We start from the raw sequence: 26,772 nt of genomic DNA, 5'->3' as shown, positions 1-26,772 counted from the left end.
GGGAAACTCGCTCGTCGCGAAGGCACCGATCTCTTCCTGAAGAGCGGCGTGCGCGCTATCGAATCGAAGTGCAACATTGAAGCAGCACCTGGTATCCACGGTCAGCGCCGCGGCCGCCAGTCCGACTACGGTACTCAATTGCGTGAAAAGCAAAAGGTCCGTCGTATTTATGGTGTTCTTGAGCGTCAGTTCAGCGGTTACTACAAGCAAGCTGCCAGCAAGAAAGGCGCTACTGGTGAGAACCTGCTGCAATTGCTCGAATGCCGTCTGGACAACGTTGTATACCGCATGGGCTTTGGTTCGACTCGTGCCGAATCGCGCCAGCTGGTATCGCACAAGTCGGTTAGCGTGAACGGCAAAACCGTTAACGTTCCGTCTTACCAGGTTCGTGCTGGTGACGTCGTTGCTATTCGCGAAAAAGCGAAGAACCAACTGCGTATTGTCCAGGCACTCGATCTGTGTGCCCAACGTGGCCGCGTAGAATGGGTAGAAGTAGACACTGAGAAAAAATCTGGCGTGTTCAAAAGCGTTCCAGCTCGCAGTGATCTGTCCGCCGACATCAACGAAAGCCTGATTGTCGAGCTCTACTCCAAGTAAGGGCTAGAAAATAGGTGCATCCATGCAGATTTCGGTAAATGAGTTTCTGACACCTCGTCACATTGATGTGCAGGTAGTCAGTCCAACCCGCGCCAAGATCACTCTCGAGCCTCTCGAGCGTGGTTTTGGCCATACCCTGGGCAACGCGCTGCGCCGCATCCTGTTGTCCTCCATGCCTGGCTGTGCAGTAGTCGAGGCCGAGATTGACGGTGTACTCCATGAGTACAGTGCAATCGAAGGTGTACAGGAAGACGTCATTGAAATCCTGTTGAACCTGAAAGGCCTGGCTATCAAACTGCACGGTCGAGACGAAGTTACGCTGACCTTGTCGAAGAAGGGTTCGGGGGTGGTTACCGCTGCCGATATTCAGCTGGATCATGATGTCGAGATCGTTAACCCCGATCACGTAATCGCTAACCTGGCGTCGAATGGCGCCCTGAACATGAAGCTCGTTGTAGCTCGTGGTCGCGGTTATGAACCAGCAGACTCGCGTCAAAGCGATGAAGATGAAAGCCGCAGCATTGGTCGCTTGCAGCTGGATTCTTCGTTCAGCCCGGTTCGCCGTATCGCCTACGTGGTGGAAAACGCCCGTGTCGAACAGCGTACCAACCTGGACAAACTGGTTATCGATCTGGAAACCAACGGTACTCTGGATCCTGAAGAGGCTATCCGCCGCGCTGCAACCATCCTGCAACAGCAGTTGGCTGCGTTCGTCGACCTCAAAGGTGATAGCGAACCTGTGGTGGTCGAGCAGGAAGACGAGATTGATCCAATCCTGCTTCGTCCGGTTGACGATTTGGAACTGACCGTACGTTCGGCCAACTGCCTTAAGGCGGAGAACATTTACTACATCGGTGATCTGATTCAGCGCACTGAAGTGGAACTGTTGAAGACTCCGAACCTGGGCAAGAAATCCTTGACTGAAATCAAGGACGTTCTGGCTTCTCGTGGTCTCTCCCTCGGCATGCGCCTCGACAACTGGCCGCCTGCAAGTCTTAAGAATGAACCATGCGTCATCGTAAAAGTGGACGTCACCTGAGCCGTACCAGCTCTCACCGTAAGGCCATGTTCCAAAACATGGCGGTGTCGCTGTTCGAGCACGAGCTGATCAAAACTACTCTGCCGAAAGCCAAAGAACTGCGCCGCGTCGCCGAGCCGCTGATCACTCTGGCTAAAAACGACAGCGTTGCTAACCGCCGTCTGGCTTTCGACCGTACTCGTTCGAAAGAAGCCGTTGGTAAGCTGTTCAACGATCTGGGCAAGCGTTATGCAACCCGTGAAGGTGGCTACCTGCGTATCCTGAAGTGCGGTTTCCGCGCTGGCGACAACGCGCCAATGGCGTACGTCGAACTGGTTGATCGTCCAGTCGGTGGCTCGGTAGAAGCTGCTGAATAAGACGTCAGTCTTTACAAAAAACCGGGCCTAGTGCCCGGTTTTTTGTTTTTGGCATTTTGCTGAATACAACACGTTATCAATTGAACTACGTGAACATTGCGCTGATCGCGAGTGATAAACAGAACTCTCCTCATTTAGCAGCATTTTCGATATAAGATGTCAGAAAATAGCGGTTTTTCTTCGTTTTTCTGCCTCTGAGAAGATGACCTCAAGCAGATGTTGGTTCAAACTATTGTCTTTCACGAAGGAGATTCACGGCGATGCAAGGCCACCCGGACGTCATCGATTACCTCAACACGCTGCTGACCGGCGAGCTGGCTGCGCGCGACCAATATTTCATCCACTCTCGGATGTATGAAGATTGGGGTTTCAGCAAACTGTATGAGCGTATCAACCACGAGATGGAAGAAGAGGCGCAGCACGCCGATGCACTGATGCGCCGGATTCTGATGCTTGAGGGCACGCCCCGTATGCGTCCGGACGATCTGGATGTGGGCACAACGGTTCCCGAGATGCTTGCCAGTGATCTTCGCCTTGAATACAAGGTTCGCGCAGCGCTCTGTAAAGGCATCGCGCTTTGCGAGCAGCACAAGGATTACATCAGTCGCGACATTCTGCGCCTGCAGTTGGCCGACACCGAGGAAGATCACACCTATTGGCTCGAAAAGCAGATGGGTCTGATCAAGTCCGTTGGCCTGGAAAACTACCTGCAATCGCAGTTCTGATTTCGACTTAATAAAAAGCCCCTGTCATTTCCGTTATGGCAGGGGCTTTTTATTATCTAAGTCATGATCACGCCATTAGGCTCGATCACGCTCCAGCAGCGGTTTAAGGTAATGCCCAGTGTAGGACTGTTTCATTTCCGCGACCTGCTCTGGCGTCCCAGTGGCGATGATCTGACCGCCCTTTGAGCCGCCTTCCGGCCCTAGGTCTACCAGCCAGTCAGCCGTCTTGATCACGTCTAGATTGTGCTCGATGACGACCACGGTATTGCCGTGATCACGCAAGCGATGCAACACGTCCAGCAATTGCTGAATATCGGCAAAGTGCAAACCGGTGGTGGGTTCATCGAGAATATACAGCGTCTTGCCAGTATCCCGTTTCGAGAGTTCACGGGAGAGTTTTACCCGTTGAGCCTCGCCGCCTGACAGTGTTGTCGCCGATTGCCCCAGCTTGATGTAGGAAAGCCCTACATCCATGAGTGTCTGAAGCTTACGTGCCAAAGCTGGTACTGCATCGAAGAAGGCGCGCGCCTCTTCAATCGTCATCTCCAGCACCTCATGGATGCTCTTGCCTTTGTATTTGATCTCCAGAGTTTCCCGGTTATAGCGTTTGCTCTTGCACACGTCGCAAGGCACGTAAATGTCTGGCAGGAAGTGCATTTCGACCTTGATCAGACCGTCGCCTTGGCATGCTTCGCAGCGCCCGCCCTTTACGTTGAACGAGAACCGACCTGGGCCGTAACCCCGAGATCGCGATTCAGGCACACCTGAGAACAGCTCGCGGATAGGCGTGAACAGTCCGGTATAGGTCGCTGGGTTCGAGCGGGGTGTGCGGCCAATTGGGCTTTGGTCGATATCAACGACTTTGTCCAGGTGCTGCAGGCCGTCGATGCTGTCGTGAGTTGCGGCTTCAAGTGTCGTTGCGCCGTTCAGTGCCGTTGCGCTGAGCGGGAACAACGTGTTGTTGATCAGTGTCGATTTGCCAGAGCCCGAGACGCCTGTAACGCACGTCAACAGGCCAATTGGAATTTCCAGATCCACGTTGCGCAAGTTGTTTCCGCGGGCGCCTTTGAGTTTTAGCGAGAGTTTCTTATTGCGTGGGGTGCGGTTGGCGGGCACCTCGATCTTCACGCGACCAGACAGGTATTTGCCCGTCAGTGACTCTGGATGTGCCATGACTTCCTGCGGTGTCCCCTCGGCAACGATGCTGCCCCCATGGACGCCAGCGCCTGGCCCGATGTCGACCACGTAGTCCGCCAGACGAATTGCATCCTCGTCGTGCTCGACCACGATTACCGTGTTGCCGATGTCGCGCAGGTGACGAAGGGTGTCGAGCAGTCGGTCGTTGTCGCGCTGGTGCAGGCCGATGGAGGGTTCGTCGAGAATGTACATCACACCGACCAGACCAGCACCGATCTGGCTGGCCAGGCGGATGCGTTGCGCTTCACCGCCGGACAGCGTGTCCGCGCTGCGATCCAGCGTCAGGTAATCCAGGCCCACATTGACCAGGAACTGCAAGCGCTCGCGGATTTCCTTGAGAATCTTGTCGGCAATCTCACCGCGTCGACCGGTGAGCTTGAGATCACCGAAATAATCCGTGGCATCGCCAATGGGCAGGCTGGTTACGGCGGGTAGCGTCTTGTCGCCGACCCACACGTGGCGTGCCTCGCGCCGCAGGCGAGTGCCGCGGCAATCAGGGCATGGCTGGGTGCTGAGGAATTTGGCCAATTCTTCACGAACGGTCGCTGACTCGGTTTCGCGATAACGGCGCTCCAGATTCGGCACGATGCCTTCGAAGGGGTGAGCCCGCTTCACGATATCGCCACGATCGTTCAGGTAGCGGAAGTCGACGTTCTGATTGCCGCTGCCGTTGAGCAGAATTTTCTGCTGCTCGGCTGGTAGCTCCTTGAACGGTACTTCCAGGCTGAAGCCATAATGCTGGGCCAGCGAGCCCAACATCTGAAAGTAGTACACGTTGCGCCGATCCCAGCCACGTATTGCGCCTTCAGCCAGCGTCAGATCCGCATTGACGAGCCGTTTGGCATCGAAGAACTGCTTCACACCCAAGCCGTCGCACGTCGGGCAGGCACCTGCCGGGTTGTTGAACGAGAACAGCTTCGGCTCCAACTCACTGATCGCGTGGCCGCAGATCGGGCACGCGAAGCGCGCCGAGAAAATCATCTCTTCGCCCGGTTCGTCGTCCATCGGCGCGACCAGCGCAATGCCATCGGCCAGTTTCAGGGCAGTTTCGAAGGACTCGGCCAGACGCTGCTGCAAATCGCCACGCACCTTGAAACGGTCGACCACAACGTCGATCGAGTGCTTCTTCTGTTTATCGAGTTTTGGCAGCTCGTCCAGTTCGCAGAGTGTGCCGTCGACCCGTGCGCGGACGAAACCTTGAGCGCGCAGTTCCTCAAACACGGCCAGATGTTCACCTTTGCGTTCGCGCACCACGGGCGCCAGCAGCATCAGTTTGCGACCTTCGGGTTCGGCCAACACCAGATCGACCATCTGACTGACGGTCTGAGCCTCCAACGGGATGTCATGATCCGGGCAGCGGGGTGTACCCACGCGGGCATACAGCAGACGCAGGTAGTCATAGATCTCAGTGATCGTTCCGACCGTCGAGCGCGGGTTGTGCGATGTCGATTTCTGCTCGATGGAGATAGCAGGCGACAAGCCTTCGATGGTGTCAACGTCCGGCTTTTCCATCATCGACAGAAACTGCCGGGCGTACGCCGAAAGAGATTCGACATAGCGGCGCTGACCTTCGGCGTACAGAGTGTCGAACGCCAGCGAGGATTTGCCGGACCCGGAAAGCCCGGTAATCACGATCAGCTTGTCGCGTGGCAGGGTAAGGTCAATGTTCTTAAGGTTGTGGGTTCGAGCCCCACGAATCAGGATCTTGTCCAAGGTGGCCTCGCACGGCGGGCGTAAAACGCAGGAGTATACGGCCAAATACTGGATGGATGCACACTATTGAGATGTACGATGCCTCACCGGGGAAAAAGAAAATTCCTGCGATACGCGGCAAAGCGTCGTATGTGCTGTACATCGATGGGACTGGTAGAATCGCCGCCGGTTCACATGAGGTTCTTCCATGCACGATTCTCACAGCGAGCGCATGAGTGGCAGCGAAACCCGCGCGGCGGGCGGTCTGGCGCTGGTGTTCGCGTTCCGTATGCTGGGCATGTTCATGGTGCTGCCGGTTCTGGCCACCTACGGCATGGACCTGGCTGGCGCAAGCCCTGCACTGATTGGCCTGGCCATTGGCGCATACGGCCTGACTCAAGCCGTTCTGCAAATTCCGTTCGGCATCATTTCCGATCGTATCGGCCGTCGACCGGTGATTTACCTTGGGCTGGTGATATTCGCTTTGGGCAGTGTGTTGGCCGCGCAGTCGACCTCGATCTGGGGTGTCATAGCGGGGCGCATTCTGCAAGGCGCTGGTGCGATTTCCGCAGCGGTGATGGCGTTGTTGTCTGACCTGACCCGCGAACAGCACCGGACGAAAGCGATGGCCATGATCGGTATGACCATTGGCGTGTCTTTCGCCGTTGCGATGGTTGTCGGTCCAATCCTGACCAGCGCGTTCGGTCTGTCCGGTCTGTTCCTCGCCACCGGTGGCATGGCACTGATCGGCATCCTGATCATCGCGTTCGTCGTGCCCAAATCCACCGTGACGTTGCAGCACCGCGAATCCGGCCTGGCAAAGCAGGCGTTGGGGGCGACGCTTCGTCATCCAGACCTGTTGCGTCTGGATCTGGGCATTTTCGCGTTGCACGCCATGCTCATGTCCAGCTTCGTTGCGTTGCCACTGGCACTGGTCGAAAAGGCTGGCCTGCCAAAAGAACAGCATTGGTGGGTCTATCTGACTGCTTTGCTGATCTCTTTCTTCGCGATGATTCCGTTCATCATTTATGGCGAAAAGAAACGCCAGATGAAGCGTATCCTGCTCGGCGCTGTGCTGGTGTTGATGCTCACCGAGCTGTTTTTCTGGGAGTTCGGTAATACGCTTCGGGCACTCGTTATCGGTACGGTCGTCTTCTTTACGGCCTTCAACCTGCTGGAAGCGTCGTTGCCTTCATTGATCAGCAAGGTGTCCCCGGCAGGCGGCAAGGGCACGGCGATGGGGATCTACTCCACTAGCCAGTTCCTCGGCTCCGCGGCGGGTGGCATCCTCGGCGGCTGGCTGTTTCAGCACGGCGGGCTGGATGTGGTGTTCCTCGGCGGTGCGGCACTGGCCGCCATCTGGCTGGCATTTGCTGTTACCATGCGCGAACCTCCGTACGTGACCAGCCTTCGCCTGCCGTTGTCGCCCGAGGCTCAACGCGACACTGGCCTGGCCGATCGTGTGCTGGCCGTACGTGGAGTCACAGATGCAGTGGTGGTGGCCGATGAGGGCGCCATCTATATCAAATTTGACAAAGAACTGTTGGATCGGGCGTCTTTCGACGAAGTGGTCAATCCAGCGTCGGAAACGTGTGAAGCCTAGGAGAACGTTATGGCCCGTGGGGTTAACAAAGTCATATTGGTAGGTACTTGCGGCCAGGATCCCGAAGTTCGCTACCTGCCTAACGGTAATGCCGTGACCAATCTGAGTCTGGCAACTAGCGAACAGTGGACCGACAAGCAGACGGGCCAGAAGGTCGAGAAGACCGAGTGGCACCGCGTTTCGATGTTCGGCAAGGTCGCTGAGATCGCTGGCGAATACCTGCGTAAAGGCTCGCAAGTCTACATCGAAGGTAAATTGCAGACGCGTGAGTGGGAAAAGGACGGCATCAAGCGTTACACCACCGAGATCGTCGTCGACATGCAAGGCACCATGCAATTGCTGGGCGGCCGTCCACAGGGTGACGCTCAACAAGGTCAAGGTGGTGGCGGTTATCAGAATTCCGCACCTCGCCCACAACAGTCGCGCCCTCAGCCAGCGCCGCAGCCTCAGCGTGAATCGCGTCCGGCTCCGCAACAGGCGCCACAACCGGCTCCTGATTTCGACAGCTTTGATGACGATATCCCGTTCTGATAAGAACCAGGCGTCATAAGTGTTGAACTAAGCCCTCGGCAGCCTGGCTGTCGAGGGCTTTCTTGTTTGGGCGAAGCCTTATGCAAAACGATCCGCGCCATCCGCCAGGCGTTTGTCGATGTACGCTTTTTGGATTTTTCCAGCCAACACCTCAAGGCGCAGCCTTCAACTACTCCTCTCCGTCCCGAAGAAAATGCTGTGCTTTCGCGGATTGGCTGTCTGTATTTCCAAGCGTTGGCCGGTTTCCAGTAGAGCGCTTACGCGCTATCGAGGAAGCGACCTATGCACGGTGGGGGCTCAGACTGGAGGAGCCCGGTCAGTCGAGTCACGTGCGGCTGAATCTGGGGGGCTATGGTGCGCGGATGTAGACTGACGAGTGATTGAGTGAGGGTGTTTGAAAAAACGAATACCTGAATGGGATCTGTAACAGTCCGGCTTTTTTCGGCGGTGGAGATTTCGAGTCAGCCACCGTCGACAGGCCGGATTGTTACAAGGTCAGGTGCGACGGGGACGATTACAACCCCAACTCCGTCAGCCCCGGGTGATCATCAGGACGACGTCCCAGCGGCCAGTGAAATTTGCGCTCCGATTCTTTGATCGGCATGTCGTTGATGCAGGCGAAGCGACGGTGCATCAGGCCGTCTTCGTTGAATTCCCAGTTTTCGTTGCCGTAGGAGCGGAACCAGTTGCCTGAGTCATCGTGCCATTCGTAGGCATAACGCACGGCGATACGGTTGTCGGTGAAGGCCCACAATTCTTTGATCAAGCGGTAATCGAGTTCTTTCTTCCATTTGCGGGTCAGGAAGTCTTTCGCTTCTTCGCGATTAGTGGCGAACTCGGCGCGGTTGCGCCATTTCGTATCGAGGGTGTAGGCCAGCGATACCTTCTCTGCGTCGCGACTGTTCCAGCCATCTTCCGCCAGGCGGACTTTTTCGATGGCCGATTCACGGGTAAACGGGGGAAGTGGCGGGCGAGTCTGAGCGTTGGACATGGCGAGGCCTCCAGGACAATTGGATACGGCAGTGAGTAGAGCGTTCTTGAAGCGCAGGCCGTTACGGTGAGGTGGCCTGTTTCAGCAGCAGCTGCGCAACATCCCTTGCGCTGTCGGCGGCACTGTAATCGCCCATGACGCGGGCGGTGGTGATCGCGCCTTCCATGAGAATCAGCAACTGTCTGGCCAACGCCGACGGTTGCTCGATGTTCAGTTGTTCGGTCAATCCCTGCGTGTAGTCGAGCAACTTCTGTTTGTGCAGCTTGGCGATCAGGCGAATTGGGTCATTCGGATCGCCTACTTCCCCGGCGGTGTTGATGAACGCACAGCCGTGAAATCCATCGGATTCGAACCAGCCTTTGAGTACCGAAAACATATTGAGAATGCGCGCTTCGGGCGTTTCTGCCTTGTCGGATTCGGTTCTGAACCAATTCATCCAGCGCACATCGCGAGCGTTAAGCGCGGCGGCGGCCACTTCATCCTTGGTGGCGAAGTAACGGTAGATGCTTTTTCGGGCGACGCCGGAAGTCTTCACCAAAAGGTCCATGCCGGTGGCATGAATTCCGTTCTGATAGATGAGTTGCTCGGCGGTTGCGAGAATTTTCTCGCGTGTATCGGTTGTCGGTATGTTCATGGGATTTAAGGTAGAACGATCGTTCTCCGTAGTCAAGGCGCTTTTCAAAAAAACGTCTTTTCTGGGTTCGGTGCAGGGGGCGCGCTTATGACGTCTGCCGAAAGGGCCGAACTTGCGCGGCAAATTTCGATCAGTTCAGTTGGGCCTTGATTTCGCCGTCCTTCATGACTGAAAGGGAGTGACCTGCGTTTTGTCGAATTTCAAAACCGTCTTGCTGCTGTATCTGATGCTCGGTGTCGGCAGCTTTAACGCTCAGGCAGCCGATGCGCCTGCCGCGAGTACCGCTCAGTCAAGCGCACCTGCCAATTCTGATTCAACAGGAGAGCCCGCCAAGCCAGAGATTCTGGTCAAAGGCGGTTTGCTCGGCGCTATCAGTTCCAGCATCGACAGCGTGCAGGACAAGCTGGATCTGGACGACCACCTGCTCGACTCTTGGCGTTTGCGCGCCGACCGAGCGGCCGATGAGTTGGGGGCGCTGGTCAACAAGCCATCCACTCGTTCGCCTTGGGCGATGGTGGGTGACTTCCTGATTCTGTCGGTGGTGTGGATCGGGTCTTTTCTACTGTTGAACCGAATCGGCCGCTTTATCGCCAACCGGATCACACGGCACAGGCTGATGAAAAAGCGCGAACGCGTAGAGGGCGTGCTGAGCTACGTTTTGCCCTTCACCGTTCCCGCGCTGATCTGCCTGCCGCTGACGCTCTACGTCAGCCATTTCATGCCGCTGTCCATTGGCCGGGCGCTGGCGCTGTGTCTGGCGTATTCCACCAGCAGCGGTATCTTTTCGACGTCGGTGCTGATGTCGGTGATCGTGCTGTTCAACTCCGGGCATAAACGCCCGGCGGTTCGGATCATTCGCGAATATGCGCCGCATCCGCTGTTCATCGTCGGTTTTTTTGCGGCCCTGAGCGACGCGTTGACCAGCCCGCAGATTTCCCGACAATTCGGCGGCAACGTGACGACCAGCGTCGCGGCGTTCACCGGGCTGATGGCCTCGGTGATGTTCTGCATTGTGGTGATTCGCATGCGTCGTCCTGTGGCGCACTTGATCCGAAATCGCCCTTTGAACGCGCGCCTTTCGCAACCGGCCTTGCAACAGACGCTGAAGATTTTTTCCAGTCTGTGGCATTTGCCCATTCTGTTGATGATTCTGGTTTCGGCGGTCAACCTGATCGGCGCGGGCGAGGACAGCCAGGAAGCGTTGCGCTGTGCCGTGCTGACCACAGTGCTGTTGATCGGGACGGTGTTTCTCAGCACGCTGTTCCAGCACATGTTCAAACCTGCTGAGGCGCGCACAGGCCGGGTCTACAAAGAGCGTTTGTTGAGCCTTTTGCATGCCGTGCTGCGTATCGCATTGGCGGTAGGATTTATTGAGCTGCTGGGGCGGATCTGGGGCTTTTCGTTATTTGAATTCGCCCAGCGCAACGCGCTCGGCAAGGTGATCAGCGATTCGTTGAGCAGCATTGGCCTGATCTTCCTGGTGACCTGGCTACTTTGGGTCGTGATGGACACGGCAATTCAGGAAGCCCTAAAACCGCCTACCAATTCCCGCTCATCCCGCCAGCCCAGTACGCGGGTGAAAACCATCCTGCCGCTGTTGCGCAACGCGATCAAAATCATTCTGGTGGTCATCTGCACGATCACGACGATGGCCAATCTGGGGATCAACGTCGCGCCGTTGCTGGCGGGGGCCGGGGTGGTGGGGCTGGCCATCGGTTTCGGTTCGCAGCAACTGGTGCAGGACGTGATCACTGGCCTGTTCATCATCATCGAAGACACCATTTCCATCGGCGACTGGGTAGTGCTGGATTCTGGCCACGCGGGAACGGTCGAGAGCCTGACCATCCGCACGTTGCGCCTGCGCGACGGCAAGGGGTTTGTGCATTCGGTGCCGTTCGGCCAGATCAAGGCCGTCACCAACCAATCGCGCCAGTTCGCCTATGCGTTCTTCTCGTTCCAGTTCACTTACGACTCGGATGTGGATTCAGCGACCTCGCTGATTCGCGAAGCCGGGCAGGCCATCACCGACGACTTTCTGCTGGCGAGCAAGCTGCAAGGGCCGCTGGAGGTGTTCGGTCTGGATCGCATGGACATGAACGGCATCGTCATCACGGCGCAGTTCCGCACGTCGTCAGGTGGTCAGTACGCGGTAAGCCGTGCGTTCAACGACAAACTCAAGCGACTTGTGGATAAGTCCACGGACGTACGCTTTGCGCAAACTTATCCACAACTGGTGATGAGTCCGCACAGTGGACAGTTTTCGCAGATGGAGGAGGGGGACGAGCAGCATTCGTTGCCGGGCAAGACGACGGTGGTGAACAAGGACGGCTCGGAAAGCCCGGTTTAGGTAATCCCTTTGTAGGAGCGCGCTTGCCCGCGATGACGGCGCATCAGACGCCAACGATGCAGGATGTGCCGACGTATTCGCGAGCAAGCGCGCTCCTACAAATTCGATCAGTGTCATCTGAATAACCGGTCGCGCACCTGCAACATCACACCGGCTTCCAGCTCACCCCAGTACTGCGGTTTTCCCGCAATGATGGCTGCGATGGGCACACCGTCGCGATATACCAACCGATTGCCGACCACTGCCGGGACCTTTGCGCCGGGCAGCAATGTGCCTGCCAGGTTCAGGGGATCGACGCCGCTGACCCCTGTCAGACTCCCGTCCAGCGGCCGTTTGCGAACTTCACGCAGCAACGGGATCGCCTCCGGCAAGGCGAATTGCTCGCCCGCCAACCCTGCAATGAATCTTCCTCCTCGAATGTCCCCACGCGCTTCCAGCCGATGGAACGTTCGCAGCAATTCGCGCCAGTTTGGCAGCCAGTCCGCTTCGCGCTCCAGCAGGCGCCAGAACACTACGCCGTAACGACGCAACAGGGCCATCGCGACATGCTCCAGGGTATCGCTATCGGGTCTTGAAGAGGGATTGGCAGGGGCGCGACGCAGCAAGGCCCAACGTCCCGCATCGTCCATTCCGCCGATGAACGCCCCTCGGTTGCGTCGACTGGTGTGAGCGGCGCGCTTGCTGGCCGGAGTGATCAACGCACGTAATCCCGCAAAACTGTCGGCATTCACCAGACCGGCGCCGACCAGTTCCTGTAGTGCGTTTTCCAGTTCGGTGCGCAACAGGTGCGCTTCGCTGGTCAGTTCATCGAAGAACATCGCGCCCTGAGTCGACAGCACCTCATGCACCCGCTGTGCACGCAACGACAGCTCGGTCGGCGCAGGCTGTTCAGTCAGGCCGCTCCATCGTTTTACCTGCGGACGAGGCAACAGCACGATGGGTGTGCTCTTCAGCGCGGCATTGCTCACTTTGTTACGGCTGGTCAGGCGCATCCACACGACTTTGCCAGACCGACACAGCTCATCAAGCCAGTGTGAGGAATAGTCCTTCAATCGCGCCGGAAGAATCTCGCTGTCCCACGCGCTCGCAGCCGCGGAGTAGCCTTCCAGTTGATCGACCACTTCGGGCAATGCGGCCTTGCCCTGACTTTGTGTCGACGCAGACAGGTGTTGCCAATCGAACAAGAAGCGCACGAAGTCCTGCAGCGATACCGGCTCGATTTCCCTGCGCAGCCGTTTGACGGTGTAGCGATGAATGCGTGACAGCAAATGTCGTTCGCACCATTGCTCTTCGCTGGCGCCGGGGCTGAAGCGGCCACGGAGCACGTAGCCTTCGCTTTCCAGCTGTGCCAGCGCTTGTGCAATGTCGGTTGGCGACAAGGCCAACGGCTCAGCGACAGCCGAGACCGTCAACGGGCCAAAGCCGCTCAGACGCGCACGCACCAGTTCGACTCGCGCTTCTTCTTCATTCCATTGTTCGTCGAAGCCTGGAAGCGCCGTCAGCGGTGGATGCATTTCCGCGCTGGGATAAATTGCCTGTAGACAGGACAAGCGCTCAAGGGCGATCCAGATTGCCTGATCTGGCGAGACCTGCAACCGCGTGGCGCGGCCCGAGCGGGCCAGGCTTTCCAGCCATTGCATCCAGCCTTTCTGATCGCGCGCTTCAAATCCGCTGACGCAGCCCAGACTCATCAACGCTTCGTGCATTTCGTCCAGGCTCTGTGGTTGCGGCCAGGCCTCTTCGGCGACCGCAAGAATGGCTTCGGCATCCAATGCGCCCAAATCAGCGGACGACTCCGGGTCGCTCCAACGACGGTTGAGGACCGCTTGTGTGCGTCGTTCCTCCAAAGGTGCATCGTCTAGAAAACTGTAGGGCTTGGCGTTGAGAATCTCGGCGGCCAGAGGAGAGGGGGCAGGCAAATCGCGGCTGATCAGGCGTACCTCGCCTTTTTCCATGCGCCGCAGCAAGGTCAGCCAACCTTCGGCGTCCATGGCTTCGTGCAGGCAATCGTCAAGGGTCTGCTCGACGAGGGGATGGTCGGGAACTTCTCGCTCGCCGACCAGATTTTCCAGGCACGCGATTTGGTCCGGGAACACCGTGGCGATCAAGTCTTCGCTCTTCATGCGCTGCAATTGGGGCGCGACTTTGCGGCCTCCGGCATAACGCGGCAGGGCAAGCGCCACGCCTGCGTTCCAGCGCCAGCGCACGCCGAACAATGGGGCATCGAGCACCGCCTGAATCAAAATGTGCTCAGCGCTGTTGGCGTGCAGATAACGCCAGACCTCCTCCAGTGCGAAGCTGTGGGTGGTGGACAGCGACAGGACGATGGCATCTTCACTGGCCGCCGCCTGCAATTCGAAGTTGAAGGTACGGCAGAAGCGTTTGCGCAGCGCCAGGCCCCAGGCGCGATTGATGCGGCTGCCGAACGGGGTGTGGATGACCAGTTGCGTGCCGCCGGATTCGTCAAAAAAGCGCTCCATGACGAGCGTGTCTTGAGAGGGCAAAGCCCCCAGAGCCGAGTGCGCCCGCGCCAGGTATTCCACCAGCTGTTCCGCGCTATCGGCCCCCAATCCCAGTGTGTCCATCAGCCAATCAATACAGGGCCTGAGCTGGCCGGGGTGCTCGTCTAAACGCTGACTGATGTCAGCCTGCAAGCGCGCCACCGCGAATGACAACTCGTTGCTGCGCCCAGGCGCTTCGCCGAGCCAGAACGGGATATTTGGCGGCGCGCCTTGGGCGTCTTCCACGCGCACGCGGCCGGATTCGATGCGCAGAATTCGATACGACGTATTGCCCAATTGAAAGATATCCCCCGCGATGCTTTCCACCGCAAAGTCTTCGTTCACTGTCCCGATGTTCAGCGCTTGAGGTTCGAGGATCACGCTGTAGTCGGCGTTGTCGGGAATCGTCCCGCCGCTGGTAACCGCTGTGAGCTTGCTGCCTCGTCGCCCGCGCAGGGTGCGCGTGACTGCATCGCGGTGTAGATACGCGGCGCGCACGCCCTGTCGTCCGCTGTAGCCTTCGGCGAGCATGGCCAGCAAGGCGTGATAGTGCTTTTCGTGCACGTCAGCGTAGGGCGAAGCTTTGCGAAACATGTCCAGCAGCGCCTGCTCTTCCCACTCCTGGCAACTGACCTCGGCGATGATCTGCTGGGCGAGTACGTCCAGCGGAGCCTTGGGGATCAGCAACGTGTCGAGTTCGCCCCGACGCACGCAATCCAGCAGCGCGGCGCACTCGATCAGGTCGTCCCGGGAGGTGGCAAACAACCGGCCTTTCGGGGTGCCGCCCACGTAGTGGCCTGAGCGTCCGACACGTTGCAGAAAAGCGGCGATAGAGCGTGGGGAACTGATCTGACACACCAGGTCGACATCGCCGATATCAATCCCCAGTTCCAGCGACGCCGTGGCAATCAGCACCTGCAATTCGCCCCGCTTGAGCCGTTGCTCGGCGTCCAGCCGCTGTTCCTTGGCCAGACTGCCGTGATGGGCAGCGACCGCCTCTTTGCCCAGTCGCTCACTCAGGTGCCGCGCCATGCGTTCGGCCAGGCGGCGCGTGTTGACAAAAATCAGCGTGGTCCGATGTTCCCGCGCCAGTTCAGCGAGGCGGTCGTAGACCAATTGCCAGACATCATTGGCCATCACGGCGGTCAGCGGCACGGGCGGTACTTCAATCGTCAGATCGCGAGGGCGAGCATGGCCGATGTCGACGATGGCGCAGGGCCGACTGACCGGATCGCTGCCTGCCAGAAAGCGTGAAACCTGCTCGATGGGTTTCTGCGTTGCCGAAAGGCCAATCCGCAGTAGCGGCTGGCCACACAATGCTTGCAGGCGCTCCAGGCTCAAGGCCAGATGGCTGCCGCGTTTGCTGGCGGCGATGGCGTGGATTTCATCCACGATGACGGTGTGCGTGTTCGACAGCATGCGTCGGCCTGAGTCAGAACCCAGCAGCACGTACAGCGATTCGGGCGTGGTGACCAGAATATGCGGCGCGGTTTTGCGCATCGCGTTACGGTCTTTCTGCAGGGTGTCGCCGGTGCGCACGGCGGTGGTGATGTGCAGCCCTGGCAGGCCGCGGTTTTCAAGCTGTTCCGTAATCCCGGTCAGTGGGTTTTGAAGGTTGATCTGGATGTCATTGGACAGCGCCTTGAGAGGCGAAACGTAGACCACAAAGGTCTGATCGGGGAGTTGCCCACCCATTTCCAGGCCTTGGTGCACCAAGTCGTCGATCACTGCCAGAAACGCTGTGAGGGTCTTGCCCGAACCGGTGGGGGCAGCGATCAGCGTGGATTGACGCTGCTTGATCAGCGGCCACGCTTGAGCTTGAGCGGTGGTCACAGCCGGGAACGTGGCGTTGAACCAGGCGCTGACGGCTGGGTGAAAGGCGTCAAGCACCGGGTCTGGAGTCTGGGGAAGGTTCATGACTGAATTTATGCGGGCGCTGCGCAGCAGATGCAAGGCCCGGTGATCGGCAAGCCGTACCCGTACACCCCTTGGGGCTTATCCACAGGACGTGTTATGTTTGCGACCGTTTTTCACCTGTTTTTCTAATTGAATCCAAGACCGAGCCTGCTGACTCTATGCGAATGCGCCTTATGCTGTTGGGCGGCGGGAATGCCCTTGGGCAGGCGTTGATCCGTCTGGGTGCCGAGGAGGACATTGGTTTCCTCGCACCGCGTCCACCGCAAGACGGTTGGGATGCGGCAAGCCTGACGCAACTGCTCGATGACACCCGCCCGGATGCTTTGATCAACCTTGCTTATTACTACGACTGGTTTCAGTCGCAGAGCGTGAGCGCAGAGCGGCTGGATGCCCAGGAACGCTCTGTCGAGCGTCTGGCTGAGCTGTGCCAGCACCACAACATCATTCTGGTTCAACCTTCCAGCTATCGCGTGTTCGATGGCTCGCGGGCCACTGCGTACAGTGAAAAAGACGAGCCTGTGCCGCTGGGCGTACGTGGTCAGGCGCTGTGGCGCATCGAGCAAAGCGTGCGTGCAACGTGCCCGCAGCATGTGCTGGTGCGCTTCGGTTGGCTGCTCGATGACAGCGCCGATGGCGTGCTCGGGCGTTTCCTCACTCGTGCTGAAACAGCGGGAGAGCTGTTTCTGGCGGATGACCGCCGTGGCAATCCGACGCCGGTCGATGACGCGGCGCGGGTGATCATTTCGGTACTCAAACAGCTCGATTGCGCCGCTCCGCTGTGGGGCACGTATCATTACGCCGGTCACGAAGCCACCACGCCGCTGGCGCTGGGGCAGGCGGTGTTGACCGAAGCACGGCTGATGCGGCAACTGGCGATCGAAGCGCCCACCGCTCAGGCCCATGCCGCGAGCCCTGATGCTGCCGATGAGCCACAGAACGCCGTGCTCACGTGCAAGAAAATCCTTCACACCTTTGGTATCAAGCCCCGCGCATGGCGTGCCGGTTTGCCCAGCTTATTGGACCGCTATTACCGTCATGTCTGATGCTCCTGTCCTCATCACCGGCGGTGCCGGTTTCATCGGCTCGCACCTGGTCGACGCACTGCTCGCCAAGGGTTACGCGGTGCGCGTACTCGATGATCTGTCCGCCGGTAAACGCAGCAACCTGCCTCTGGACAATCCTCGGGTCGAGTTGATTGTGGGTGACGTTGCGGACGCTGCGCTGGTGGCGCATGCGGCAGCGGGATGTCAGGCGGTCGCGCATCTGGCGGCTGTGGCCTCGGTGCAGGCGTCGGTGGACGACCCGGTCAAGACGCATCAGAGCAATTTCATCGGCACGTTGAATGTCTGTGAAGCGATGCGTCAGGCGGGGATCAAACGCGTGGTGTTTGCGTCCAGCGCAGCGGTGTATGGCAATAACGGCGAAGGCCAGGCCATCACCGAAGACACCCCGAAAGCGCCGTTGACCCCCTACGCTTCGGACAAGTTGGCCAGCGAGTACTACCTGGATTTCTACCGCCGTCAGCACGCGCTGGAGCCGGTGATCTTTCGTTTCTTCAATATTTTCGGGCCGCGGCAAGACCCGTCGTCGCCCTACTCAGGCGTGATCAGCATTTTTGCCGAGCGTGCCGAGAAGGGCCTGCCGATTTCGGTGTTTGGCGACGGCGAGCAGACGCGGGACTTCTTCTACGTTGAAGACCTGGTCGACATCGTGGTGCAAGGGCTGGAAAAGCCTGCGGTTGAAGAGGGGGCGATCAACGTGGGCCTCAATGCCACTACATCGTTGAATGAACTGCTGACTGCGTTCGGTCAGGTGGTGGGTAAATTACCGCCTGTGAGTTATTTGCCTGCGCGCTCGGGGGATATCAAACACTCTCGGGCAGACAATCAACGCTTGCTGGCGCGGTTCAACGTGCCGCAACCGACGCCGTTAAATCTCGGGTTGGCGCGTCTGCTGGGGCGCTGATCACTGAAACGCAAAAAGGCCCCGATGATCGGGGCCTTTTCATGCGTGTTGTTTCTGGCGCGGTATTTGTTGCTGGTAACGCTTTCCCTGTGGGAGCCGCCCGCAGCCAGCCGACTCCCACAGTAATCGCGTCCGTTTGGTGGTGAGGCGATCAGAATTTGTAACCGAAACCGACCATGTACACCCACGGATCGACATCGACGTTGACTTTGGTGCGGCCCACGCCCAGTGCCGAAGGGCCGTCCAGTGTGGCTTGGGTGTCGATGTCCACGTACCACACGGCGGCGTTGACCATGATCTTGTCGGTCAGCATGTAATCCATACCCACCTGACCGGCCCAGCCCCACGAGTTTTTCAGGCTCAGATTGCTCATACCCTGGCCTTTGCGATTGCTGCTCAGGTCTTCGTCGTAGAACCAGGTGTAGTTGACGCCCAGGCCCGCGTACGGCTGGAACTTGGAGTTGGCGTCCATCGGGTAGTACTGCAACGACAGCGTCGGCGGCAGTTGCTTGACGTCTGCCAGCTTCCCATCCAGACCGGCGCCCAGGCCCTTCAACGCGACGGTGTGCTGGAACGGGGTCGCAGCCAGCAGTTCGACGCCGACGTGGTCGGTCAGCATGTAGGCGAAGGTCAGGCCCAGTTGGGTGTCACTGTCCAACGTTGCCTTGGTGCCTGGCGCTTTGACGCCGTCGAACTTCAGATTGCCGCTGTCTTCATTCGGAGCGGTGGTCGCGGCCCCGGCGCGAACGATGATGTCACCGGCCTGGTGAGCTTGAGCGGCAACGGGAATGCCAAAGGCGAGTGCAAGGCACGATGCGCCGAGCAGGTACTTGTTCATGGGGGGCTCCGTAAGGGCGTTTAAAAGGGATGCCCCCATGTTACGAACAGTGCAGATGCGGTTATTTGATGCAGCTCAATGAAAAGCTGATCGACGAGTCGAAACGCTGAACTTCTTTGCCTGGAATATCGTCATCGCGAGCAGGCTCACTCCTACAGGGGAATGCGATCAATGTAGGAGTGAGCTTGCTCGCGATGAGGGAGGACGGCTGAGGAACATCTCTAGCTACTGATCGGGAAGCTCATAAATCAGAATTTTGTCCGCCTCCATCTGATACCCGGCGTCGGCCAGGTCCGTGGTGGTGGATTTGACCTGCATCGGCCCTTCGATCCAGTACGGCTGATACAGTTCGTCGACCTTGACGCCCAGCTCGCTGGTGACGTGGACGATTTGGTTCGGCGGGGGTGGTGGGACGTGGATACAGGCGCCGAAATACGGCACCAGCAGGAAGTCGGTCACGCGGCCTTCTTCGCTGACTTCCAGCGGCACGATGTAACCCGGCAGACGCACCATCTGCCCATCCAGCGACTTCACCACCGGGGCATGGGGGGCGAGTTGATGCGCGGCGGGTGCGGACTCCATCGACAAGGTGTCCGCCATTTTCGACAGGTCGTGAATCGGTGCTGTCACCAGCTTCACAGGCGGCGCATCAGGCGGGATCATTTCCTGCCACGTCAGTACGCGCAGGTCCTGCGCCCACGACGCACTTGCGAACAACACCGCCAACACCAGCCACCACCTGCGCATCACCCCACCCCTCACAAACGAATCGACAGGCCATCGGCCAGCGACTGACGGTACGCGCGCCAGGCGGGCACTGTGCCCATCAGCAGCGCGGCGCCGAGAATGCCCCCCAGCAGTGTCCATTCATAAGCGCTCGGCAGCGACAGCGGCAAGTACAGCCCGTAATTGGCCTGCACGTAACCCTGAGCCGACGCGATGCCGATGTACAGCAGCGCCAGACCGGTGACTGCGCCCGCGAACGCCAGGGCGAAGGCTTCGAGGATCAGCAGGCTCGCGACGTGCCAAGGCCGTGCGCCCACCGAGCGCAGAATGGCCATCTCCCGGCGGCGCTCGTTGAGGCTGGTCAGAATCGCCGTCAACATGCCGATCAGGCCGGTCAGGACCACGAACAGCGAAATCACGAACAGCGCTTTTTCCGCCGTACCCATCAGGCTCCACAGTTCCTGCAAGGCCACGCCCGGCAGAATCGCCAGCATCGGCTCGCCGCGGAATTCGTTGATCTCCCGTTGCAGCGCGAAGGTGGAAATCTTGCTGTTAAGGCCCAGCATGAAGGCGGTGATCTGCGTGGGCGTCAGGTCCATGTTGCGTGCCTGATCCGCGCTGATGCGGCCTGCACCTTGCGCCGGAACGCCGTTGTGCCAGTCGATGTGAATCGCTTCCATACCGCCTAGGCTGATGTGCAGCGTGCGGTCCACCGGGGTGCCGGTACGCTTGAGAATACCGACGACGGTGAATGGCTTGTCATCGTGCTTGACCAGGCTCACCGTTGCCACGCCGTGGGCCAGTACCAGCTTGTCGCCGAGTTTGTAATGCAGCGCTTCGGCCACTTCGGCGCCGAGCACCACTTCGAACGGGTCTGTGGCGAACGGACGACCATCGGCGATTTCCAGATGCTGCTGGCGGCCGTACTGGTAATGCTCGAAATACGATTCGTTGGTGCCCATCACCCGATAACCGCGATGGCTGTCGCCCAACGAAATCGGGATCGCCCACTTCACCTGTTTGCTGTTGGCGAAATGTTCGAAGCTGTCCCAGCGAATGTTGTTGGTGGCGTTGCCGATACGGAACACCGAATACAGCAGCAGGTTCACCGAGCCGGAGCGGGCGCCGACGATCAGGTCGGTGCCGCTGATGGTGCTGGCGAAACTGGCGCGCGCTTCGGTGCGCATCCGTTCCACGGCCAGCAACAGGCAGACGGAGAGGGCGATGGCGAAGGCCGTGAGAAACGCGGTGAAGCGGCGGTTGGCGAGGCTGGCCAGCGCCAGGCGAAGAAGATACATCTCAAACCTCGGGGGCGATGGCGGCGCGGTTGAGTTCGGCCAGCGACAGATTGCGGTCGAACAGCGGCGCCAGGCTTTGATCGTGGCTGACGAACAACAAGCTGGCACCGGCCTCGCGGCACTCAGCGAACAGCAGATGGATGAAGGCTTCCCGCGCATCGGCATCCAGCGCCGAGGTCGGTTCGTCAGCGATCACCAGCTCGGGCTGACCAATTAGCGCACGTGCAGCGGCAACCCGTTGTTGCTGGCCGATGGAAAGCGAATCGGCACGGCGTTCCAGCAGTTGCTGGTCTTTCAAACCCAAGTGGGCGAGCAGCGTTACGGCGGCCTGATCGACACTGCCGTGACGTTGTGTGGCCCGTTCAGCACGCAGCTTCGAGAAGTGACAGGGCAGTTCGACGTTTTCCTGCACCGAAAGAAACGGCAGCAAGTTGAACTGCTGGAAGATGTAACCCGTGTGGTCAACGCGAAAGCGATCCCGGGCGCTAGCCGAGAGCTGGGTCAGCTCCTGGCCGAGCAACCGAATGCTGCCGCGATTGGGCTTCTGCACCCCACCCAACAAGCCCAGCAACGTGGTTTTGCCACTCCCGCTGGGGCCTTTGAGAAACAGCGTCTCGCCCGGCTCCAGGCGAAACGCCGGAATATCCAGCAACGGCGCATGACCCGGCCAGGCGAAGCCCAATTCGGAGAGTTCGATCAGAGCGTGAGCCATGTTCAGAACTTGACGACCGGATTGCTCGGACGCACTTCAGCGCCCATCTGGCGCTTCGGCGTCACCAACTGGACCTGGATGGTCTGAGTGGCCGGAAACGTGGTGAACAGTTGGGTCAGGTCCAGTTTGTTCAGGACAGCGGGTGTGGTGCAGTTGAACTGGTAGTGACCGTGGATCTCGCTGTGCTCGTGTTCATGCTCGTCGGCATCGCCGTCGTCGTGGTCATCGTCCTTGTCACCGAACAGCGGGCTTTCCAGCTTGGCTTTGGTGACCGAGCAACCCGCGGCCTCAGGGATGCTGAACAGGCCGTGCGGCTTGAGCAGACTTTCGCGGGCCAGCGCCAGCTTCATTTTGTCGGCGTCGGTGGTGGCGGCGTGTTCGAAGCCGACGATGTTCATGGCCGGGCTGTCCAGCTCGAACTCCAGCGTACGGCCGTCCAGCGCCATGTCCAGACGCGCAACCCCGTGCACATGCGCGCCCAGGCTGCCGTGTTCATGATCGTGATCATGTTCGTCGGCGGCATGGGCGATGGCGAGGGGAAGCAGAGCGAAAGGCAAGGCGAGTAGCAGACGACGCATGGGGAAGCTCCGGGAGGGATTAGAAGTTGTTATGTGATCTTATAACAATGTCTCGCTGCGTTTCTTAAATTTTTGCCACGCACTTCGCTGTAGGAGTGGGCACAGGGGTTGTGGGAGCATGTCACATCGCCAAACAGAGGACAGACATCATGTTGCGAATTCGTGGAACCGTCGGCGATCTGCCGGTGGATCTGACTGTGGAAATGGATGACAGCGACTGGGCGAAGCTGGGTATGCATTTAAACGTTCAGCCACAGAGCAGCCAGCCAGAAACCGGGGCAGTGGCGAAACCAGCCGCCGCTCGCAACGACGCAGCGTGGGATATCGCGCAGGATTTGCTGCGCAAAGCCGGGCACATGAGCGGGCCGGACCTGCTGGGGCAACTGGAAGGGCTGGCAGGGAGTACAGCGGCAGGCAAGCGCCTGATGGTGCGCATGCGCCATAGCGCCAACGTCAGGGTCGAAAGCCATGGCGATGCGCCGGAGTATTACTGGGTGGAGTGATTTTCAGGGCAGAAACGCAATCTTCTGTGGGAGCGAATTCATTCGCGAGGCGGTGGCACATCCGAAATATCTCTATCGGCTGTACGATTTTCGCGAGTGAATTCGCTCCCACAGAGGGATGTGGTTAGGCGTCCAATCGTGGCGTTAGTACAACGCCGCAAACAACTTGCGACGGTACGTCGTCACCAGCGGATGGTCGTTACCCAGCAGGTCAAACACCTGCAGCAGCGTCTTGTGCGGCTGGCCTTCGTTGTAGCTGCGATTACGGCTGAACAACTTGAGCAAGCCCTCCAGCGCCGCATCATATTGCTGGCGGGACAACTGCTGGATCGCCAGTTGATAGGCCGCTTCATCGTCTTGCGGATTTTGCGCCAGACGGGATTTCAGTTCGGCAGCATCCGGCAAGGCTTTCGCCTCACCGAGGAACGTCAGTTGGGCCTTCGCGCCCGCCAATGCGGCTTTGTGTTCGTCACCTTTGACTGCGTCCAGCACTGTGCGGGCTTCCATCAATTCGCCACGCTCAGCCAGGCAGCGTGCGTACAGAATCAGCGCAGCGGCGTTAGTGTTGTCCTCGCTCAGAATCGTTTGCAGAACGGCTTCGGCTTCGGCGAAGTGGCTCTCGGCGAACATTGCCTGAGCCGTCTTCAACGGATCGGCTTCGGCAGGCGGTGGCATTTGCACATGGGGTTCGAGCAGCTTGCGGATTTCGGACTCGGGCTGAGCACCGGCGAAACCGTCCACTGGCTGGCCATCCTTGAACAGCACTACGGTTGGCAGGCTGCGAATACCGAATCGCCCGACGATTTCCTGCTCGGCATCGCAATCGACCTTGGCCAGCAACAACTCACCCTGGTAGCTCTCGGCGATTTGCTTGAGCAACGGCATCAGCACCTTGCACGGCGCGCACCATTCTGCCCAGAAGTCCACCAGCACGGGTTTGTGAAAGGAATTCTCGATGACCAACTGATCGAAAGTGGCAGTGGTCACATCGAAGATGTACGGCGTTTCCTGGCTCATCACACGTCTCGAAAAAAGGCTCAATGGCGCCAACTATAAAGGGCGGCGGCCATTGCCGGAAGCGGGTGTGGTAATGACCTGTCGCAATACGGCCGGGTGAGAAGTGCGCGTTCTATCGCATCGCGTGATACAGGCTGACTTTGCGAAACTCCCACGGCTCCGCCAGATCCGGCAGGGTGAGCGCTTCGAGAATCCCCAATCGCTGATAATCCGGGTGCTGGAAATCGCGAACCCGGGAGTCAGCCACCAATGCCTCTTTCCCGCGTGTCAGAAACTGATCCAGCAGCGGCAGGTTGGCGCGGTCGTAGAGCACGTCGGCCACCAGAATCAGATCGAAGCGATCATCTTCTGCAAAAAAGTCCGTTGAGTAACTGAGCGTGACACCGTTGAGCTGCGCATTCGCTTTGCACGCCGCAATGGCGACAGGGTCAAGATCACAGGCCACCACCTCCAGTGCTCCGGCCTTCATCGCTGCAATGCCTGCCACGCCGGAGCCTGCGCCAAAATCCAGTACCCGTTTGCCCTCGACCCAATGCGGGTTCTCAGCCAGAAACCGCGCCAGTGCCAGACCACTGGCCCAACAAAAGCTCCAGTAAGGTGGCTCTTCGAGGATGCGCCGGGTCTCTTCAGGGCTGAAAGCGCGATCCATGTTGTCCGCATCGATCAGCCACAGTTTGAGATCGGCACCTGGCAACGGCTCGGCAACCAGCCGGGCATCGCCCAGCAGGTCGCTCAACGCCGATTGCAGATGAAACGGAGGCGTCATGGCATTTTGAAAAGTTGCAGTTGCCCCACCGATTGGGTGTCAGGTCGTGCAATCAACACTGAAGGCAGATGCAGAATCAACTGGCCGGACTGGCTGGCGCGGCCACGCAACTCGACCCGCGCCCCCTCGGGGAAGGCCTCGGGATTAAAGCGCAACTGAAACGGCAGCGACTGGTTGTTGCCCGTCAACTTAGTGCTGCTCAGCAGCTTCTGAGGGCGATTACGCTCGTCGATCACCAGCAGCGCCAACTCGACCTCGGCGCCCGCAGGCACGCCCAACAACTGGCCGCTGATTTCCCGTTGATAAGGCAACAGCGGGCCGGGGCCTTCTGGCAGCTTGATGGCGTTCGGTGCAGGTTTGGCCGGGGCCGTGGCCTTGGGCGGTTCTGGGGTGCTACAGGCGGCAAGCAGGCCGACCAGGCTGAATACGGCAAGCAAACGTAGCGTCATGAACGGCTCCAGCAAAAAACAGAAACGGGGACAGGCGCAGTATCGCTGAGGGCGAGCGCTTTCGCTGCCTGAATGCGCGTCTATATACCTCAAAGGTCGAGGCTTGTCTTGCGAGCGGGATGCGCTACCATGGCCCTCCCTTTTTTTGTTGCCTGCCACCATGCACTGTCCCTTTTGCGGTGCCAACGACACCAAAGTCATCGATTCGCGCCTTGTTGCTGAAGGCGATCAGGTTCGCCGTCGCCGTGAATGCGTGGCCTGTGGCGAGCGTTTCACCACGTTTGAAACCGCCGAACTGGTCCTGCCTCGGCTGATCAAGCAAGACGGCAGCCGCCAGCCCTTCGACGAAGAAAAGCTGCGCGCCGGTATGCAGCGGGCACTGGAAAAGCGCCCGGTCAGCGTCGAGCGTCTGGAAGCGGCACTGGCCCACATCAAGAGCAAGCTGCGGGCGACGGGCGAGCGCGAGGTCAAATCCTTGATCGTCGGTGAACTGGTCATGGCCGAGTTGCAAAAGCTCGACGAAGTGGCCTACATCCGCTTTGCGTCGGTGTACCGGCGGTTTCAGGACCTCAACGAATTCCGCGAAGAAATCGACCGACTGGCCCGCGAGCCGGTTAAAGAGTGAGCATGCCCTCCACAGAGCAAAGTGTGCTCGACGCCTTCTACATGGCGCGAGCGCTGGAACTGGCGCGCAAGGGCGTCTACTCGACGCACCCAAATCCACGGGTGGGCTGCGTCATCGTGCGTGATGGTGAAGTTGTCGGTGAAGGTTGGCACGTGCGGGCGGGCGAGCCTCATGCCGAAGTCCACGCGCTGCGTCAGGCAGGCGACAAGGCAAAAAGTGCCACCGCTTACGTCACTCTTGAACCGTGCAGCCATCACGGCCGCACCCCGCCATGCGCCGATGCGCTGGTGAATGCCGGTGTCGGTCGTGTGGTTGCGGCGATGCAGGACCCCAACCCCGATGTCGCCGGGCGCGGTTTGTTGCGCCTGATGAGCGCCGGGATTGCGGTGCAGAGCGGCGTGCTGGAAAGCGAAGCGCGGGCGCTCAACAAAGGTTTTCTCAAACGCATGGAACATGGCCTGCCTTACGTGCGGGTCAAATTGGCGATGAGCCTCGACGGCCGCACGGCCATGGCCAGCGGCGAGAGCCAGTGGATCACAGGCCCTGAAGCGCGCTCGGCGGTGCAACGTCTGCGGGCGCAGTCGAGTGTGGTGCTGACCGGCGCTGACACCGTGCTGGCCGACGATGCTCGTTTGACCGTGCGCCCTGACGAGTTGGGCCTGAACGCAGAACTCACTGCGCTGGCTGTTACCCGCCCGCCATTGCGCGTGCTGATCGATGGCCGTTTGCGCGTGCCGCTGGATGCGCCGTTTTTCAAGGCGGGCAGCGCGCTGGTCGCCACCTGTGCCGCCGCTTCCGCGCGTGAGCGCTACACCGCCGAAGGCCATGAATTGCTGGCGTTGCCGAGCAGCGGTGGCCATGTCGATCTGCGTAAATTGCTGGTTGAGCTGGCTGCCCGTGGTGTCAACGACGTACTGGTCGAAGCGGGTCCCAAGCTGGCGGGCGCATTCACGCGGTTGGGGCTGGTCGATGAATTTCAGATTTTCGTCGCAGGCAAGTTCATGGGCTCTTCTGCACGTCCATTGCTGGATTTGCCGCTGGCGCAAATGAGCGAGTCGCTGGAGCTGAAAATCGTCGAAATGCGCGCAATCGGTAATGACTGGCGCGTTATTGCAATTCCGACGCCGAGCGCGAGCGTATAATTCCGGCTTTCGCTTTCAGCGCT

The 26,772-nt window shown here is 59.2% G+C and carries 23 protein-coding genes and 1 pseudogene; 12 read left to right on the top strand and 12 right to left on the bottom strand.

All coding sequences use genetic code 11. The annotated features are described in order from the left end of the window. The 4 genes from rpsD to bfr all read left to right on the top strand — a co-directional run. On the top strand, window positions 1–597 hold a 597-nt coding region (gene rpsD / locus ACI2KB_RS11145), incomplete at its 5' end, for a 30S ribosomal protein S4 (RefSeq protein ID WP_404634334.1). A gap of 22 nt (window positions 598–619) precedes the next feature. Continuing rightward, the gene (locus ACI2KB_RS11140) at window positions 620–1,636 is read left to right on the top strand and encodes a DNA-directed RNA polymerase subunit alpha (protein WP_404634333.1); all 1,017 of its coding nucleotides are present in this window, start codon (window positions 620–622) and stop codon (window positions 1,634–1,636) included. Continuing rightward, entirely contained in the window at window positions 1,606–1,992 is a 387-nt protein-coding gene (gene rplQ / locus ACI2KB_RS11135; protein WP_404634332.1) for a 50S ribosomal protein L17, read from the top strand. The genes ACI2KB_RS11140 and rplQ overlap by 31 nt, the downstream gene beginning before the upstream one ends. A gap of 260 nt (window positions 1,993–2,252) precedes the next feature. Continuing rightward, a complete protein-coding gene (gene bfr / locus ACI2KB_RS11130) occupies window positions 2,253–2,717 on the top strand; it encodes a bacterioferritin (protein ID WP_404634331.1) in 465 nt (154 codons plus the stop codon). A gap of 75 nt (window positions 2,718–2,792) precedes the next feature. On the opposite strand, the gene uvrA is transcribed toward bfr, so the two are convergent. After that, a complete protein-coding gene (gene uvrA, locus ACI2KB_RS11125) occupies window positions 2,793–5,627 on the bottom strand; it encodes an excinuclease ABC subunit UvrA (RefSeq protein WP_404634330.1) in 2,835 nt (944 codons plus the stop codon). Window positions 5,628–5,814: 187 nt separating this feature from the next. Here uvrA and ACI2KB_RS11120 point away from each other — a divergent pair, with 187 nt between their 5' ends. Together ACI2KB_RS11120 and ACI2KB_RS11115 are read left to right on the top strand one after the other, a co-directional pair. Continuing rightward, window positions 5,815–7,209, top strand: a complete 1,395-nt coding sequence (locus ACI2KB_RS11120) for an MFS transporter (protein ID WP_404634329.1) — start codon at window positions 5,815–5,817, stop codon at window positions 7,207–7,209. Between the two features lie 9 nt (window positions 7,210–7,218). Next, window positions 7,219–7,740: a single-stranded DNA-binding protein gene (locus ACI2KB_RS11115; protein WP_274134910.1), complete on the top strand. Its 522-nt coding sequence runs from the start codon at window positions 7,219–7,221 to the stop codon at window positions 7,738–7,740. A 514-nt stretch (window positions 7,741–8,254) separates the two neighbouring features. On the opposite strand, the gene ACI2KB_RS11110 is transcribed toward ACI2KB_RS11115, so the two are convergent. Together ACI2KB_RS11110 and ACI2KB_RS11105 are read right to left on the bottom strand one after the other, a co-directional pair. Beyond that, a complete protein-coding gene (locus ACI2KB_RS11110) occupies window positions 8,255–8,731 on the bottom strand; it encodes a DUF1348 family protein (RefSeq protein ID WP_404634327.1) in 477 nt (158 codons plus the stop codon). A 61-nt stretch (window positions 8,732–8,792) separates the two neighbouring features. After that, window positions 8,793–9,365: a TetR/AcrR family transcriptional regulator gene (locus ACI2KB_RS11105; RefSeq protein ID WP_404634375.1), complete on the bottom strand. Its 573-nt coding sequence runs from the start codon at window positions 9,363–9,365 to the stop codon at window positions 8,793–8,795. 226 nt (window positions 9,366–9,591) lie between these two features. On the opposite strand from ACI2KB_RS11105, the gene ACI2KB_RS11100 reads away from it, so the two are divergent. After that, window positions 9,592–11,712: a mechanosensitive ion channel family protein gene (locus ACI2KB_RS11100; RefSeq protein ID WP_404634373.1), complete on the top strand. Its 2,121-nt coding sequence runs from the start codon at window positions 9,592–9,594 to the stop codon at window positions 11,710–11,712. A gap of 113 nt (window positions 11,713–11,825) precedes the next feature. Here the strand turns inward: ACI2KB_RS11100 and ACI2KB_RS11095 are convergent, their stop codons facing one another. After that, window positions 11,826–16,130 carry a DNA glycosylase AlkZ-like family protein gene (locus ACI2KB_RS11095; protein ID WP_404634325.1) on the bottom strand — a complete coding sequence of 1,435 codons (4,305 nt, stop codon included), beginning with the start codon at window positions 16,128–16,130 and terminating at the stop codon, window positions 11,826–11,828. Between the two features lie 158 nt (window positions 16,131–16,288). On the opposite strand from ACI2KB_RS11095, the gene ACI2KB_RS11090 reads away from it, so the two are divergent. Both ACI2KB_RS11090 and ACI2KB_RS11085 read left to right on the top strand, forming a co-directional pair. Further along, window positions 16,289–17,173 carry a sugar nucleotide-binding protein gene (locus ACI2KB_RS11090; RefSeq protein WP_404634323.1) on the top strand — a complete coding sequence of 295 codons (885 nt, stop codon included), beginning with the start codon at window positions 16,289–16,291 and terminating at the stop codon, window positions 17,171–17,173. After that, window positions 17,166–18,095, top strand: coding sequence for an NAD-dependent epimerase/dehydratase family protein (locus ACI2KB_RS11085; RefSeq protein ID WP_404634321.1), 930 nt, complete (start codon window positions 17,166–17,168; stop codon window positions 18,093–18,095). The genes ACI2KB_RS11090 and ACI2KB_RS11085 overlap by 8 nt, the downstream gene beginning before the upstream one ends. Window positions 18,096–18,246: 151 nt before the next feature. Here the strand turns inward: ACI2KB_RS11085 and ACI2KB_RS11080 are convergent, their stop codons facing one another. From ACI2KB_RS11080 to ACI2KB_RS11060, 5 genes and pseudogenes are all read right to left on the bottom strand, one after another. Next, window positions 18,247–18,933, bottom strand: a complete 687-nt coding sequence (locus tag ACI2KB_RS11080; RefSeq protein WP_404634319.1) for an OmpW family outer membrane protein — start codon at window positions 18,931–18,933, stop codon at window positions 18,247–18,249. A 225-nt stretch (window positions 18,934–19,158) separates the two neighbouring features. Next, window positions 19,159–19,680 carry a DUF3299 domain-containing protein gene (locus ACI2KB_RS11075; protein WP_404634317.1) on the bottom strand — a complete coding sequence of 174 codons (522 nt, stop codon included), beginning with the start codon at window positions 19,678–19,680 and terminating at the stop codon, window positions 19,159–19,161. Window positions 19,681–19,691: 11 nt separating this feature from the next. After that, window positions 19,692–20,957, bottom strand: a complete 1,266-nt coding sequence (locus ACI2KB_RS11070) for an ABC transporter permease (protein WP_404634315.1) — start codon at window positions 20,955–20,957, stop codon at window positions 19,692–19,694. Window positions 20,958–20,959: 2 nt separating this feature from the next. Next, window positions 20,960–21,669: pseudogene (locus tag ACI2KB_RS11065) on the bottom strand (ABC transporter ATP-binding protein); the annotation flags it as partial. Window positions 21,670–21,671: 2 nt separating this feature from the next. After that, window positions 21,672–22,247: a DUF2796 domain-containing protein gene (locus ACI2KB_RS11060; RefSeq protein ID WP_404634313.1), complete on the bottom strand. Its 576-nt coding sequence runs from the start codon at window positions 22,245–22,247 to the stop codon at window positions 21,672–21,674. Between the two features lie 149 nt (window positions 22,248–22,396). Between ACI2KB_RS11060 and ACI2KB_RS11055 the strand changes: the two genes are divergently transcribed. After that, complete coding sequence (locus tag ACI2KB_RS11055; RefSeq protein ID WP_404634311.1) at window positions 22,397–22,750, top strand: hypothetical protein; 354 nt, start codon at window positions 22,397–22,399, stop codon at window positions 22,748–22,750. 144 nt (window positions 22,751–22,894) lie between these two features. On the opposite strand, the gene trxA is transcribed toward ACI2KB_RS11055, so the two are convergent. The 3 genes from trxA to ACI2KB_RS11040 form a co-directional block, all read right to left on the bottom strand. Next, complete coding sequence (gene trxA / locus ACI2KB_RS11050) at window positions 22,895–23,767, bottom strand: thioredoxin (protein ID WP_404634309.1); 873 nt, start codon at window positions 23,765–23,767, stop codon at window positions 22,895–22,897. A 112-nt stretch (window positions 23,768–23,879) separates the two neighbouring features. After that, window positions 23,880–24,533, bottom strand: coding sequence for a class I SAM-dependent methyltransferase (locus ACI2KB_RS11045; protein ID WP_404634307.1), 654 nt, complete (start codon window positions 24,531–24,533; stop codon window positions 23,880–23,882). Next, window positions 24,530–24,982 (bottom strand): YbaY family lipoprotein, encoded by a 453-nt coding sequence (locus tag ACI2KB_RS11040; protein WP_404634305.1) that lies wholly within the window; start codon window positions 24,980–24,982, stop codon window positions 24,530–24,532. The genes ACI2KB_RS11045 and ACI2KB_RS11040 overlap by 4 nt, the downstream gene beginning before the upstream one ends. A 160-nt stretch (window positions 24,983–25,142) precedes the next feature. Here ACI2KB_RS11040 and nrdR point away from each other — a divergent pair, with 160 nt between their 5' ends. After that, the gene (nrdR, locus tag ACI2KB_RS11035; protein ID WP_167362104.1) at window positions 25,143–25,607 is read left to right on the top strand and encodes a transcriptional regulator NrdR; all 465 of its coding nucleotides are present in this window, start codon (window positions 25,143–25,145) and stop codon (window positions 25,605–25,607) included. 2 nt (window positions 25,608–25,609) lie between these two features. Next, complete coding sequence (gene ribD, locus ACI2KB_RS11030) at window positions 25,610–26,749, top strand: bifunctional diaminohydroxyphosphoribosylaminopyrimidine deaminase/5-amino-6-(5-phosphoribosylamino)uracil reductase RibD (protein WP_404634303.1); 1,140 nt, start codon at window positions 25,610–25,612, stop codon at window positions 26,747–26,749. The last annotated feature ends 23 nt before the right edge of the window (window positions 26,750–26,772 follow it).

Source organism: Pseudomonas sp. NPDC088444 (assembly GCF_044900175.1).
Lineage (GTDB): Bacteria > Pseudomonadota > Gammaproteobacteria > Pseudomonadales > Pseudomonadaceae > Aquipseudomonas.
The sequence above is the reverse complement of the archived record's forward strand: the minus strand, read 5'-3'. Positions and strand labels throughout refer to the sequence as shown.